The sequence below is a fragment of the Autumnicola aciditolerans genome (assembly GCF_041679265.1).
Taxonomy (GTDB): domain Bacteria; phylum Bacteroidota; class Bacteroidia; order Flavobacteriales; family Flavobacteriaceae; genus Autumnicola.
This window is the reverse complement of sequence record NZ_JBGFSM010000027.1, coordinates 1-15,323: the sequence shown is the minus strand read 5'-3', so window position 1 is coordinate 15,323 and position 15,323 is coordinate 1. Positions and strand designations below refer to the sequence as shown.

The following is a 15,323-nucleotide window of genomic DNA, read 5'->3' as shown; positions in this document are numbered from 1 at the left end:
CTCTACAAGAAAAACCGCTTAAAGTAGCTTATTTTAATCTGGGTTTTTGAAAATTAATGGCTTGTGCAACGGTTACCGTTGTTGTAAACTGTGCGTTTGAATAAACATTAATTAATGATATTTTTTCTTCTTGAGGTTCTATTTCTATGATATAGAATTACAAATCCAGCAAGGAAGCTTAAAATGGTTAAAATAAAGTAGATATATACTTTTCCTTTGATTACAAAATTATTGTGCTCAACTTTATTAATATAATCAGTTTTCTCAGCTTGAGTTTTTAACGTGGAGTAATAATAGGTTTCTGAAGGATTAAAAACTTCGTATTTTTTGCTAACAGCTGAATTGATTGTCGCTAATAAAAAATAAATAGTAAGAAAAATCAATATTATAAAAGTAGAAATATGTGCTACAATTTTCTTTAACATTTTTATTTAGTCAGATATTCAATTAGAAAATTCAAAATTTGATATGCTCCAACCCCTGTAATATCCATGTGCTGAAATATAGCTTAATTTTCTAACCACTCCTCCTTCTTCTTTTTTGTTCTTCATCTTTCTAAAATCTATATTTTAGTGTAAATAGAAAAAACCTAGGAAGAAGTTTTACACTAGACTTATACATTGCATAATCATCGATGAAAATAGTGCTGAATTCATTTTCCCCTGTGAGGTTATTCATTTTTAGCCTATAGGAAAAATTAGATTCTTTTGGTTGGTAGCTAATTGTGGAACCTAAAAAGTAGCTCCTATTATTCTCCATTTGATATAGATCATTATTTAAAGAAGCGAACCATTCATTGGATACCTCATAATTAATTTCTACTGCTGCATTATTCTGGTAAGTTTTTGACATTACACCGTTGAATTGGGATTTACTGTGGCTTAAGTTTATTTTAAAACCAAAATTTACAGGCAAATCAAAGTAGGTCGTTCCTGAAAAGAGATAAGAGGCCGAATAGTTTTTTAAGATGCTAAAATCCGCCGAATTAGCCTTTAGTGGCATTGCAAACCAATTTTGTGTGGTTCTGAGATTAGTGGAAAGCTTAAGTTTTGCAAAATAAGAGGTGAAATCAATGTTCCCCGAAATTCTATCTCCTGCATTGACGAAACGGTAAGAAGATAAAATAAAGTCTTGGCTTATTTGATTGGCCGTCGAATATCTTCCGTTGGTATCATCATATTTAAGACGTAAGGTAAACGCCTGGGATTCCAATTCGTTAGCCCATTTATATGAAAAACCGTACACGTCTCTTTTTGGCAGATAAATCTTTTCAGTACCTTGTACGACAGATCTATAATTTTTTAATTGATAATTTTCTAGGAAAAAAATTGATTCTGGGAAATTACAGGTGTTTTCATAACTGAATTGAAATCGGCCTATTTTCATTTTTCGTAAATCTAGATCTACCTCAGGATTAAAAAACCATTCTTCCTTATTATCCCTGCCATTTTTTATTTTTAAATGATCCAATGAAAATCCAATTGCCAATTCTACTTTATCGGAAAAGGAATAGTTTAACCGTGTATTCAGGTTCAATCTCTGCCGTTCAAATTGTAGATCGTTTCTCAAACTGTCTACTTCTAGAGTATTTTCCTGAGTATTAAGGATAAAATTGTTCCTGCGATCCTCCGCTAGAGACTCATAACCTACTTCCAATCTATGTTCAAATTCCCCAAACTTGGAGAAGAGATTAGAAGTAAACCCAAAGACGTTAAGTTTGTCATCAGAAGAATGATCAATTCTGGAGTCTTCAGGTGAAGAAAATAGAGAGTTCAAAACAGGAGATCGAATAACAGCATTCTGCTCGACTTCGTTCTGTCCAAAATAGATGTAATTATGCCATACGTTGTTTTTGCTTAATACATAGCTATAATTAAAATGGTTGTAAAAAGAAGATTCTTTCTTGACTAAATTTTGAGCTATGTCAATATTATTGAATAGCAAATTATTATTATACTCTTCCGGTTGATTTTGGTAAACAAATAAATTTTTCAAATATGATTTTTCTCCTCCGGTATATTTAATTTCTAATTCTCCCGAACCTATAGTGTTAGTATGATGGCTGTCGCTGTTCTCATAAAAAATCACCGGATCTTCCTGAACATTGAAAAAAGTTTCCGAAGAAAAAAGTTGATTTTGAATATCATTTGTAAAAGAGCCCGTACCACGTAACTCAATATTTTGTGTAAGCTTAGTAACGAATCCAAGAGAATTCAAAAGGGCTTTATTAAAAGTACTTTGGCCTTCCCGAAAAAAATTATTTTCATTCATCGGAATGGAAAATACAGGATTTATTTCGGGTTCAATTTCCTGCTCCTGGTAAGCTGAAGTGATATTGACCGAAGAGGGTGAGCCTGTGAGTTGATCAGAGGCTTTGTTGCCCAGATTATTATAATCTCCGAAATAGAAAAACTTAATTTGTTTTCGTAAAAGCCCAATATTAGCAGCTGCTTTTACTCGTTCTTCCGTTCCTAATCCTGCGGTAACATTCCCAAACCAAATATTCTTAAATTTTTCCTTGAGATTTAGGTTTAATGCAACTTTATCAGAATCTAATACTTTCGCCAGCACAGGATTATCTTCAAACTTATCAATAATTTGTATTTCATCTAATGTTTTTGCATCCAGGTTTCTGGATAAAATCTGGTAATCATTAGCAAAAAGGTCCTCTCCGTCGATCAATAATTTATTTATAAATTTTCCATGTGCTTTAATGGCTCCATCATCCAGAACTTCAATTCCAGGCAATTTTTTTAGTACATCTTCAACAGTGTGTTCTGTATTATTTGTAAAAGCTCCTGCTTGTATAGTAGTTATATTTCCATTGGCGGAAATTTTTTTGGTAGATTCCAGAACCACTTCTTTTAGTTGTTCTGCTTTTTCTGATAATGTAAAGATCACCGAATAATCATTTTTACCCTGCACGAGCTGCAAGCTATCCTGTTGTTCTTGAAAACCTAAACTGTTAGCGGCAACGATAAGAAGATTATTATTAATATCCTCATCTTTTATTGTCAGCAAAAATCCTCCTTCTTCATCCGTATAGCTATAAGTAAGGATACTCTGGCTCGAATTATAGACAATCACACTAGCTTTTTCGATTGGACTTCCACCCTGATCCTGAACAAAACCTTGAATAGCAGTCTGTCCATTCATATTCATTATAAAAAGAAAAAAAGACAGGCATGCCCATGGCAATCTTCTCATTCAAAAGATTCTATATATATTTCTTGAAAAACAGGTTTTTTTGGTTTTTCAGTTCCTTTTTTTTCCGCCCTTAGAACCATGCTATTATAAGCTTTAACCAGGCTCTTTCGCTCCATTTTTTCAAAATCCTGGATTGTTTGCCAGCCATCAGGGTCTCCGCCTGGCCTTCTTACTTGAGAAATAGGAGCTTCATTCGTAGTCGGGTATTCCACATTTTTAAAATACAGGTACATTTCTTTCTTTTGGTCATAGGCTTCTAAGATTAATCCCGGCAATCCTTGCAGCTTCCAGGGGCCATATGGAAGAGGAATTTGCAAAGTGTACCATGCGGTATAAGTACGTCCTCTAAAATTCCCAATAGCTTTATGTGCTTTGAAATTTCCAATTTCTTTTGTTTCAGATTGTAATTTCCATTCGATTATCGGTCTTTCCTCCGCTATATATATATTGCCACGAAAGCGTTGGCTCCACCACAAACTATCCTTGTCCCTATTATAGTAAACCTGTTGCCCATATCTGGTGGTTTTTCCTCCATTATAAGCTACTTGTTGTTCATTATTGCCTTTAAAAATAGATTGATTATCATATAAGTCTTTTTCTAATGAGTCTTTTGCGGTCACGTAATAAGAATGTTCCTGATTAAAAACTAGATAAGCGTTTAAATCTGGACCAGAGGCACTTCTCATACCAGGACTTTTTATCTGGCCATAATAAGCAATACCTTTTTGAGCCTGAAGCGTAAAATTCATTAGGCTGAAGAACAACAAAATGCAAAATTGTTTCATAATTAAAAAGTTATAACTAATAAAAATAAAGTGCAACATGGCTTTTAACATGCTGCACTTATTTAAGAATGTAGATTACTAATTGCACATATCTAGTGCTTCTTGAACGGTACTGGCTTGTCCAGCATAAACACCATCACAATAAACTGCAAAATCAGCCTCTTTTAAATTAGAAGCATTTTTAACTATTTTACTTCCTGCAAAGGAAGGGAAAGAAAATATTCCAATAGCTGCTAAAATTAACACTTTTTTCATAAAAAATTAATTTGGATTTAACCTCTACTCTTTTTAGGATTTTCGAGTAACTCCTTGTACACGCGTGTATTGTGATAGTCATGAATAAAAGTGATTATTTTTCAACTTTCTTAAGAAAAAGAAAGGAATAATATGCGATTACCTTTATTCGTAACTGGCGTAAATATAGATTTTAGCAATCTCCCCATTCTATTCAAAAACCACGGAAATTCTGTGGTAAAACCACGTTTTTTTCCTAATAAAAAGGACAATTAGGTTTCTGCAAGGGTGCCACTTCACCTACTACGACAACAAAGCTGCGGGAAAACCGCAATTTTTATGTGGATAAAAATTCTTTGAATAACTTTTTAAAGGATAGTTTTATGGTTATTAACTTAAAAACCTACTTATGAAACGACAAAAACTTTTACTATCAATTTTGACAACAGCAGTTGTATTTACTTCATGCCAAAAGGAAGACGAGATTATAGCCACTGAATCACCTGTAAATGCAATTTCCTCCCAGGAAGAAAAATTATCCAAAGAAACTTTAGATAACATCAACAGGTTGCACTTCAATTACAAAGGAGCACAGGTTACAGATTTTTTATTACCGGATGGTTCTACTGAAGAGGCTATACTTCTTGAAGGAGATATCCTTATGAATACTTCACAATTAAAGAAAATGAGTGCAAAGGATATTACAAGCAAGCAATACAGAACCTATAATTTGATCAGCAGCCCCAGGACTATTAATGTTATTGGTTTTACTGCAAATTCCAGCCAGGGCTTAACTGCCAAGCAAAAATCTGCCTTACAAAGAGCAATAAATAACTACAATTCTCTCAGTATAGGAATTAACTTTACATTGACTTTTGGCACCAATTATCAACCATATGATATTGTAGTTTATCAAAATTCTAATGGTGAAGCAGGAGGTGTAGCCGGTTTCCCTGAAAACGGAAATCCATATAAATACGTGCAGATATTCTCTGGAATGGAAGGATATAGCACAGCCACTAATGAACATGTATTAACCCATGAAATTGGTCATTCCGTTGGATTAAGACATACTGACTGGTATAGCAGGCAGAGTTGTGGCCAGTCAGGGGAATCTGCAGGTTCTGATGGCGCAGTGCACATTCCGGGCACGCCTACAGGGTATGATTCCAATTCTATAATGCTTGCATGCTTTAGTGCAAATGAAGATGGCAATTTTGGCTACTATGATGAAGTAGCTTTAAATTATCTGTATTAATAAGTTAATGGTAATAAAAAGGAGAAGCCGTCTCACTTTTGTAAAATAAGACGGTTTTTCTATTTTTTCCTCTAAGGTGACATGAAACGATTTTCTAGATGGCATTTTGAAACGAAAAAAGAAGTGTTTGGTTCTATTGTAAACAAAGTCATTAATCCATACCAAAATTTTCCACATTATTAAACCAACCCCATGCAAATTCTAAAATAAGGTTGAATTTGGTTTGAACAAGAGCCAGCTCCACATCAGCTGTTAATTTTTTCTTTTGACATTACCTGTTTTCAGGTAAATTTCTCTTTTATCCCGTGCTTTTTTTTGTTTTTAAGCATCGTGATTGGCATCAGCAGTAAAGAAATCGTAAAGTGGGCGTAAGATAAGATTGTAGTTGCTCAAGATGGAACTTGAGGTCCATGGATGTCATTGCTATCCTGATGTTGTTGAATGACATTACTAACCCTAGAAAAATATGTGGGAAAGTAAGAAATCTTCTTCATATCACTACCGAAACAGTATAAATTAGATTATTCTTCTGGTTCCAACATAACCTCCCATTTTAAATAGCGATCGCCAGGCAACTTTTTCAAAAAAATAAAGGTATTACTAAAAGTATTTGAAGGTTTTTTATAGTTACTTTTTCTGAATTTATTTAACTCTACTAATTCTTGGCATAAACCAACTACGGATTCTATTACATCTGGCTTCTCAACAGAATAAAAGTGCAGATAAAATTCCGGATCTGCTTCAAGAAAATTATTTTTTGATTTCTCCGTAGTTCGAGCTCTTTTTATTTTAGATTCAAATCCTTCTTTAACTACTTTAAAATCAGTATATGTAGAATCAGATCGCAGCCGTACATCCATATACTTCGATTGATCAAAACAAACGCAAAGTTTACCGTTATCCTGTGACCAGCTTTTTGAAATAAAAAAGATAGTCACAGTGCACATAAAAAAAATTTTTCCAATCATTTCACTGACAATTTTGATTATTATTTTCAAAATTATATAAGGTACTATTTATACTATTTTTTTGTGCTTGAGATAAGTTATTCCAAGCAATAGAATTTTTCAACCCCACCCACGACAGAGCTTCGTATACATCATCAGAATATGAATCATCAAATTCTTTTAAGCTATTGATTATCACATTGCGGTAATGTTGAGCCATAGCTTGATGTTGAGCACTTGTAGCATCCATTCCTTGAGGAACATTATTTTTCCACCTGGTGTAGTAATCAACTAAACCTGGATAGTCTTCCTTCATTGCTACTATATCTGTATAAGTAATTCCATCAAGACTTGGGTGTTGCCATACAGAAAGAAGTTTCCTAAACATTTCAGCATGTATAATTTCATGTATCAATGTTCGCGCCACAGATAATCGAGGTCTAGTTAGATTATTCTCATTAAATGTTATTGTTATCATATAATTTTCAGGAGCACTTGTTTCTGCATTGATGTTAACAGGTAAAGTTGGTGAAGAATCAAAAGTTAAATTCGCCACAGACATATCTCCGTCAAAATTGTTAAGATAGGTATTAAATGCTGAAGCATTTCCCATGTCTTGATAAACTCCATTAAGACAACTGTTATTTTTAAAAGACTCACTTAATATTACTTGATATGAAAAATCAACATAATCTCCGTGAATAAGAGCTAATGTAGCTTTCTTCCCAAAGGCAACGGCTTCTGCGGAAAACGCATTTTCTTCCAAAAAATTTACTACCGCCAAAGATTGCACGTGTGTTTTAAACCAACTTTTTTGAACATTATTTAAACCGAGTATCCCTGCAACATATTCCATTCTTGCCATTTCTTCATCATCAAATGGAGTTATAACCGGATCCATAGGGATAGTTGCAACTCCTATAGAACCTGTAGAGTAATTTGCTGTACCTTCCTCGTAATCTATCGTAAAGCCAACCGTACCATTATTTTCATAAGTAATAGTAAAACACTGCCTGGCAATTAAAACCCATCTTCCTAACTCTGTATTACCTACTCCTACAAGTTGCCCTTGATCTGGAGTCCAAAAATATTCATATGTACAGAAAAAATATGAAATAGGTTGTTTAGTGAGAGCAGTTAAATCTAGCTGAAGAGGAGTTATTTTAAATTTCTTGGGAATTTCTTCAAAATCTAGTTCAGTGAGATCATTCTTTGAATACCCATATTCAACTAAATATGCATCATAATCACCATTTTTATTTTTAGAAAATAATAAGTTTTTAATTGGCTCGTCTAATCTTTGAATAGTAGGAAAAGTATATGAATCATAGCTGCCTTTCGAAACATTAAAAGAAGAAGTTAATACCACCTCAACATCATATTCTTCAAGATACAAAATACTATCATTAAAAATCTCATTCCTCCCTTCTTCAATTTTAGAAAAAATATTTTTTAATGAAGAGGGCATTTTTTTGTTTTTGAACATTACATTTTCTACAGAATATTCTGGAACTAATTTTTCATCTTCAACTGAATTATACTCTTCTTTTGAACAAGCATAAAATGCAATAACCACCAACAACAGGAAATAGTTTTTTTTCATTTTGAGAGATTTAAATATCTGATATGTTCAGAAATTATTATTAGATAAAAATTATTATAAAAAACTAAGAAAAGGATACACTTTTCCCACAAATGAAATACGGGAAAACCACGTTTTATTTCCAGAATTTTCGTGGTATTACCACATAAATCATGTGGGAAAACCAATCAGGAAGCTGTGAGTTCTTCTATAATTTTGATCAAAATTATAACTTGCTGAAATCCTACTACATACTGAATAATGATAGCTGTACCTCTTGTAATCTTTGTGAAATATTTGAAGAGTTTCCAGAATTTTATTGCTCAGGTGTCAACGATGATTACGAAGAAGGAATGAATGCTATTTTAAAAAATAGTCCGGATATTGTTTTTATAGATATTGATGCAAACCCCGATAGAAAGTATAGTGATGTCTTTTCTTACTGCAGCGAAATTGACACCTATATTCAAAAAAAACCACTATATGTAGCCTTGTCAATTGACACATCTAAAGCATATATGGCATTAAAAAACAAGTTTTACGATTATATTCTTAAACCAGGGAAAGAACTGGAAATTCGTAAAATTATTTTGCAACTGGTAAAAGAGCAAAAACCATTTTTAGACAATACCTTATGTTTAAAATCGTATAAGGATTACACCCTCCTATCCGTCGATGAAATATTATTTTTGCAGGCAGACAATAATGCAACAGACTTCATATTACGGAATGATAAAAAAGTGAGTGCCTTTAAAACCCTTAAATCTTTTGAAATGGTTTTGCCTGATAATTTTTTAAGGATCCACCATAGTTATATCGTAAACAAACACTATATCTCCAGAATCAATTTTGGTAAATTAAAATGTTATTTAAATCAAAATAAAGTTAGTTTACCTTTTTCTAAGTCTTACCGACATAATCTTCATTCATTAGAAGAACTATTGGAACAGAAGGCAATTTCATTCAATTAGAACCATTAGATATTCCTCAAAAACTTCTAAAAGACATTTTATGAGCTGAGAGAAATCTTCAGTAACTAATAAATATTCGTCATTACCTAATAGAAACTGGCACACTACTAAATGGAACAAAAAGAAAAGGTTTTCTTCATCTCCTTAAGATACTTTTAACACGGTTTAAGAGAGAAGCTTCTTAAGAATTGGACTTTCATGTCCAACTCAATCATGCATGATTAAACACTGAGCCATTTTATGGCCTTCGGGCCTCTACACTATTGTTTAATTTAACCTAATATGACATGAAAACTTTTAAAAATTTATTAAGTTTAACTCTTATAGTCCTTGTTGCTTATTCCTGTGAACCCGAGGAGTTACCAGAAACTACAACCTCAATTCATAAAAACATTTCAGCTGATACAGGAGACCAGGATTATGAAGTAGAGAACCCACATGAAGATTAAAACCAATGAAATAGCAAACCTAATCCTTTTTGGATAGGTTTGCTATTATTAAATCTGTATAATTTGAAGATAGCTAAATTACTTCTCTTACTGGAATTATTAGTTCTAATTTCTTGTAACAAAGATTATTCATCTTCAAAGAATGATTACTCTAAATTGATAAATCAGAAATTGGATCAAGTGTCTAAATCCAGCCTCAAACTTCAAGAAAAGCAGGAAATTCTACAAGATGCTTATAATTTAGCCAACGAACAAGAAGATGATATAAGGAATAAAAACTTATTAGAAATTTCTTACCAATTTTTAAAACTAAGAGACTCTGTAGCTTTTTTAACCATAAATAAAAAAGTAAGAAAACTTTCTGCTGACTCAAATGACTCTCTAAGCTTAGCCATGGCATATTGGGATCTCGGCAATTACTACCATACAACTAATATAGAAGATAGTGCATATTTTTATTATAATAACGCCCAAAAACTATATGCTCTTGTCGGCAATGAATTCAATTCGGGTAGATTACTGCTAAATATGGCGATGATTCAAAAAAATATAAAAGATTACACCGGTAGTGAAGTAACTACAACCAATGCTATCACTTTGCTAAAGCCCTTACACAAGAACAAACAACTTTACAGCGCCTACAATAATTTAGGAATTGTCTTTAATGAGTTAGAGGAATTTGATAAAGCATTAAATTATTATGAAGAAGCTCAAAATTATTTAGAAAAATCCGAAAGAGCAGATAAATTTCCTTCCATTTGGAATAATATTGGAGTGGTCTTGCACAACAAAAAGCAATTTGATAAAGCAAATGACTATTATAATAAAGCCTTAAATTACAGAAAGGATTTAGCCAATGTTGATCCAGAACTTTACGCTATGTTATTGGACAATCAGGCTTATAACCGATTAAGAGCGGGAGAAAAAAAGGAAATACTGGAACAACTACAAAAATCTCTTCAAATACGCAAGAAGCACCGCTTCATACCTGGAATAGTTATAAATCAGCTTCACCTTGCCGAATATTTTATTAAAAATTCTGATACCATTTCTGCTATTAATTACGCCTCTCGAGCGAAAGAATTGAGCATGCAAACCAGCAATACCAGAGATTTAATTAATTCATTGATTTTTCTTTCTCACGTAAAAAAAGATAGCTCTTTATTTTACACAAGAAAAGTTTTAAATATTAGCGATAGTCTTCAAAAGCATGAAAGAGCTGTAAGAAACAAATTCGCAAGAATAAACTTTGAAACAAATGAATATATTTCTGAAACTGAAAGACTAAATCAGCGAATATTTCGCATCTCCTTAATGACCTTAGGAATACTACTGATTTTTATATTATTATACATCATTAAAGATCAAAGATCAAAGAATAAGCTTATAAGACAAAAGGAAAGTGCCAATCAGGAAATTTATAATTTAATATTGGCACAACAAAAGTATTTTGAAGAAGGCCGGGAAAAAGAAAAGCAACATATTTCAAGAGAATTACACGATGGAATTTTAGGAAAGCTTTTTGGAATAAGGTTAAGTTTAGATTCTTTAAATGAGCGAGATGAAGTCGAGAGTAAGAAAAAAAGATTTCATTATATTGAAGAAATACAAAAAATAGCGGAAGAAATCAGGTTGATCTCTCATAAACTCAACAAAAATTCTATAGTTGATGTCGATTTTAAAACTGTATTAGAAGAACTTATAAAAAATCAACATCAGGGAGTAGATTTTCAACTGCAGATGGAAAATTCCATTTTCTGGGAAGATATAGGAAATGATATCAAAATTAATATATACAGAATTATTCAGGAAGCCATTAACAATATCCATAGACATTCAAAAGCCACTAAAGCAAAAATTGAAATTCGAAAAAACAAGAAGAAAATAATTCTTCATATTCGGGATAATGGAGTAGGATTTAATAGCGATGAATCCACAACAGGTATTGGTTTAAAAAACATGAAAGATCGTAGCCGCAATATTGATGGACATTTTTCAATAAAATCGGGCCCGCAAGGTACTCTCATTAAGGTTACAATAAATATAAAAAATGAGAAATAGAAAAAATATGGAAGAGTTAAACAGGATAAATATTTTATTGATTGATGATCACCATATGATTTTAGAGGGATACAAGAATGTTTTATCCCAGTTAGAATTAGATAACGTAGAACTTTCAATTGATACGGCTGACAATTGTGATATCGCTTGGGGGAAAATTAAAAATAAGAACTACCACATTGTTTTTCTCGATATAAATTTTCCTGTCCAGGAAAATAGTATAATACTTTCTGGCGAAGATTTAGGAGTGAAAATTAAAACACAATTTCCCAAAATTAAAGTTGTAATATTAACTGTTTTGGAAGATTCGTTCCGACTTCACAATATATTATCGAATATTAATCCTGATGGCTTTCTTTTGAAGGGCGAGACCACTTCTAAGGAATTATCAAGATGCCTGGAAAAAGTCATCACTGCACCACCATACTATGGGCAAAAAATTTCTAAATTACTCCGTTCTGAAGTTGCTCACCAGTTTTCTATAGACGAAACCGATAGGATAATGCTTTACCAGCTCTCATTAGGCACCAAAACTAAAGATCTTACCAAATTTGTAAATTTATCTTTACGTGCTGTAGAAGATAGAAAGAAAAAGTTGAAAGAAATTTTTGGAGTAAGTGGTGAAGGAAATAAAGCATTATTAGAGAAAGCGAGAGAGAGTGGTTATATATAAACTTAGCTGCTTATTCATAAAACACCTATAATTCATTCCACCTTATTCTGGGCAATGGATGCCTTTCCGTTAAATAAATACGTATTGCTGGAGGTGTCAGCAGAACTGGCCATAGCTATAAGAATGGAGATTACACATTTTTTACTCTCCTAGTGCAGTGCTGAGTAACACCTTCTTATTTTAAGTTTTTTGCTGTAGTATTCAAGCTGCGTCTTAAGATGCTCTTAACGCTAGTTTTTGTAGGCCGGATTACCAAGTGGCTGTGTCTCCCTTCCAGTATCGGTTTCTCAAAATGTGGCAAGGCTTCTATGGCGAGCGTTCCTGCCCGTACATTTCTAATAACCTTTCGATAGGTCTTGGCAATGGACTTTTTTCCTACTATGCTTATGCATACGCAGTATTTGTTTTACTTGGCACATTCGTTTTGATGGTGTAACAAAAAAGCGTCTTAGTTGTCCTTAGTTTACAGAGAAACTAACAAATTCACCTAATTATGTCTAAAAATGCAAAGAAATGTGGTTTTCCCACAATAATCATGTGGTATTTCCAAACCCAAATGTCATTAGAAGAGTTTAATTTTAGATTAACATTTAAATCAAGAATGAGAATCAAAAATTTAATACCCACTTTAATTATGCTTTTCCCATTACTAACCTTTTCGCAAATACAAATTTCCGGGGAGGTTTATGATACAAATGATAAGCCAATAAGTTTTGCAAACGTAGTGTTATTTGACGCAGATAATCAATTAATTGGGGGAGAGATTACGAATGATGATGGAGAGTATTTTATCCAAACATCACCAGGGAATTATATTCTTCAAATAAGTTTTATTGGATATAAAAAATGGAATGATACGATTGAAGTGACAAAAGATATCAATTTGGGAAAAATAAATTTAAATGATGATCCAAACTTATTAAATGAGGTAACAATTAAAGGTAAGAAACCTTTAATTGAGAGAGAAGTAGATCGTTTAGTATTTAATGTTGAAAATTCGATAGCGTCACAAGGAATGAGTGCATTGGATGCATTGAGCAATACGCCATTAATAAGAATTCAAAACGAAAATGTCTCTATCGTTGGTAAAGGAAATATTATCCTGATGATAAACGATAGAATACTTCATCTTTCGGGCAATGAGTTGACTAGTTATCTTCAATCTCTGCGTTCCGATAATATAGCAAGTATAGAAGTGATTACTACACCTCCATCGAGATATAGTGCCCAAGGTAATAGCGGAATTATCAATATCATTTTAAAAAAGAATCAAAACCTTGGCTGGAATGGGAATTTGAATAGTTCTTATCAGAAAACATCATATGATGGTTTTGGTTCTGGAGCAACGATCAATTATCAATCGAATAGCATTAGTTCTTCTTTAAAACTCCGGCAAAATGAATATTCTGTTAAACCAGTTGGATCGCGTAACTTGATAGGGGAAAATAACAGTATCTATACGAGTGAGGTGCGCAAAGATAACTCCGAAACTTTAGGTCTTAATTACAGTTTCGACCTTAAAATAAATAAAAATCAAAATATTGGTGTTATATATGATTTCAATAATAGAAATCAGGCTATTGATGCTAGTGGTATAAGTAGGTATGAATCTCACGGTGCTATAGATTCCATTCTCAGTACTTTTCAACAGCAACGCTGGGAAACTTCAACTCATACCTTAAATGCTTATTATGATATACAATTAGATACTACTGGAAAGAGAATTAATATTACTGGAAATTACTTGAGAAACAGTCCTGATAAAGTTAATGATTTCGAAACAATTAGTGATAATGGGGAGAATGCATCTATTGTTCGTAATAGTAGTTATTTAGATTATAATATTTATTCAGGCCAAGCGGATATCACACTTCCGTATCAATTTGGAACAGTGGAAAGTGGAATAAAATATACTTCATTTGAAAACAATTCTAATGTCGGTTATTACAATGTCATTAATTCAAATTATGTAATTGACCCAGAGAAAAGTAATGCATTTGATTATAATGAAAAAAATTATGCGGCTTACATAAGTTGGCAGAAAGATTTTAATGATCAATGGTCGGCTAAATCAGGTTTGAGATATGAGTATACTACGTTGATTGGAACATCGCCTGAACAGAATAATGATATTATTAGTAATTCCTATGGTAGATTATTTCCAACCGCTTATGTTCAATATCAACCATCGATGGAGAATTCTTTTACACTAAGTTATTCGAAAAGAATTGACCGTCCTAGTTTCCAGTCTTTAAACCCCTTTAGGTGGTATACAAATCCATATACATATTTTACAGGAACCCCAACATTACGGCCAACCTTTAGTGACAATCTGGAGTTTACATACACGTTTAGAAATAAGCTCAGTTCAAGTTTGTATTATCAAAATAGCAAAAATGGCATTTCAAATATAGCTCGTCTAAATAATGGGATTTATACTAATGTTATAGAAAATAGCTTTGATGAAAACAAACTCGGCTTACAAATTAATTATAATGACCGCTATTTTAATGCATGGGAGATCTCTTTTAGTGCTACAGGAACATATACTGCTACGGAACCGATTATTCAGGAGGCAGAAGGACTAAATGTTAATTCGTTTTCCTATTCGCTATACAACACTATAACCTTAAATACAGATGAAACCTGGTTTTTACTATTGAATTACTGGCATGATCTTCCTTACGTATATGCAAATATAAATATAGAAAGTCAACTAAACTTTTCACCGGGAGTAAAAGCATCTTTCCTAAATAAAAAGCTCACCGCTAGTGCAGTTATAACTGATCTTTTTAAAACATTTGAAAGTAATGGCTATTCCTATAATTCAGGATATAGATCGGAATTTACTAGCTACTTTGATCGTAGAAGGCTGGTCATTAGTTTAAGTTATTCATTTGGGAACAACAAAGTAAATGGCAATAAAAAGAATATTCAGTTCAATGAGAAATCAAGAGCAAATTAATAATAAAATAAAGACAAACGCGCGTTGAGGAGAAACTCGAAAATCCTTTAAAGAGTAGAGACCAATTTTAAATTTATAGTCATGAATAAAAAATTCAGTAAACTTCAATTTAGCGACACTATCCCGTAAAGTGTGTAAGTTTTAAATAAAGGGGTTTGGCTTTATTACTTAAAGTCGAACCCTTTCTTCAT

At 32.5% G+C, this 15,323-nt stretch carries 12 protein-coding genes; 6 read left to right on the top strand and 6 right to left on the bottom strand.

Annotation, left to right across the window (positions count from 1 at the left end):
- Positions 1 to 107: 107 nt before the first annotated feature.
- The 4 genes from AB8M93_RS17895 to AB8M93_RS17880 all read right to left on the bottom strand — a co-directional run bounded on the left by AB8M93_RS17895 (position 108) and on the right by AB8M93_RS17880 (position 4,247).
- On the bottom strand, positions 108 to 425 hold the full coding sequence (locus AB8M93_RS17895) for a hypothetical protein (protein WP_311533303.1): 318 nt from the start codon (positions 423 to 425) through the stop codon (positions 108 to 110).
- A gap of 130 nt (positions 426 to 555) precedes the next feature.
- Complete coding sequence (locus AB8M93_RS17890) at positions 556 to 3,207, bottom strand: carboxypeptidase-like regulatory domain-containing protein (protein ID WP_373060211.1); 2,652 nt, start codon at positions 3,205 to 3,207, stop codon at positions 556 to 558.
- Positions 3,204 to 4,043: a GLPGLI family protein gene (locus AB8M93_RS17885; RefSeq protein WP_311533301.1), complete on the bottom strand. Its 840-nt coding sequence runs from the start codon at positions 4,041 to 4,043 to the stop codon at positions 3,204 to 3,206. The genes AB8M93_RS17890 and AB8M93_RS17885 overlap by 4 nt, the downstream gene beginning before the upstream one ends.
- Positions 4,044 to 4,070: 27 nt before the next feature.
- Positions 4,071 to 4,247, bottom strand: coding sequence for a hypothetical protein (locus AB8M93_RS17880; RefSeq protein WP_311533300.1), 177 nt, complete (start codon positions 4,245 to 4,247; stop codon positions 4,071 to 4,073).
- A 388-nt stretch (positions 4,248 to 4,635) separates the two neighbouring features.
- Between AB8M93_RS17880 and AB8M93_RS17875 the strand changes: the two genes are divergently transcribed.
- Complete coding sequence (locus AB8M93_RS17875) at positions 4,636 to 5,484, top strand: M57 family metalloprotease (RefSeq protein ID WP_373060209.1); 849 nt, start codon at positions 4,636 to 4,638, stop codon at positions 5,482 to 5,484.
- Positions 5,485 to 6,005: 521 nt separating this feature from the next.
- Here AB8M93_RS17875 and AB8M93_RS17870 read toward each other — a convergent pair.
- Both AB8M93_RS17870 and AB8M93_RS17865 read right to left on the bottom strand, forming a co-directional pair.
- Positions 6,006 to 6,452 (bottom strand): hypothetical protein, encoded by a 447-nt coding sequence (locus tag AB8M93_RS17870; RefSeq protein ID WP_311533298.1) that lies wholly within the window; start codon positions 6,450 to 6,452, stop codon positions 6,006 to 6,008.
- A gap of 1 nt (position 6,453) precedes the next feature.
- A complete protein-coding gene (locus tag AB8M93_RS17865) occupies positions 6,454 to 8,034 on the bottom strand; it encodes a hypothetical protein (protein WP_311533297.1) in 1,581 nt (526 codons plus the stop codon).
- A 152-nt stretch (positions 8,035 to 8,186) separates the two neighbouring features.
- Between AB8M93_RS17865 and AB8M93_RS17860 the strand changes: the two genes are divergently transcribed.
- The 5 genes from AB8M93_RS17860 (at position 8,187) to AB8M93_RS17840 (ending at position 15,132) form a co-directional block, all read left to right on the top strand.
- Entirely contained in the window at positions 8,187 to 8,984 is a 798-nt protein-coding gene (locus AB8M93_RS17860) for a LytR/AlgR family response regulator transcription factor (protein WP_311533296.1), read from the top strand.
- Between the two features lie 287 nt (positions 8,985 to 9,271).
- The gene (locus AB8M93_RS17855) at positions 9,272 to 9,433 is read left to right on the top strand and encodes a hypothetical protein (RefSeq protein WP_311533295.1); all 162 of its coding nucleotides are present in this window, start codon (positions 9,272 to 9,274) and stop codon (positions 9,431 to 9,433) included.
- Positions 9,434 to 9,496: 63 nt separating this feature from the next.
- Entirely contained in the window at positions 9,497 to 11,494 is a 1,998-nt protein-coding gene (locus AB8M93_RS17850; protein WP_373060207.1) for a tetratricopeptide repeat-containing sensor histidine kinase, read from the top strand.
- Positions 11,484 to 12,167, top strand: coding sequence for a response regulator (locus AB8M93_RS17845; protein WP_373060205.1), 684 nt, complete (start codon positions 11,484 to 11,486; stop codon positions 12,165 to 12,167). Before AB8M93_RS17850 ends, AB8M93_RS17845 begins: the two co-directional genes overlap by 11 nt.
- Positions 12,168 to 12,660: 493 nt before the next feature.
- Positions 12,661 to 15,132: a TonB-dependent receptor domain-containing protein gene (locus AB8M93_RS17840; RefSeq protein ID WP_373060203.1), complete on the top strand. Its 2,472-nt coding sequence runs from the start codon at positions 12,661 to 12,663 to the stop codon at positions 15,130 to 15,132.
- Positions 15,133 to 15,323: the final 191 nt, after the last annotated feature.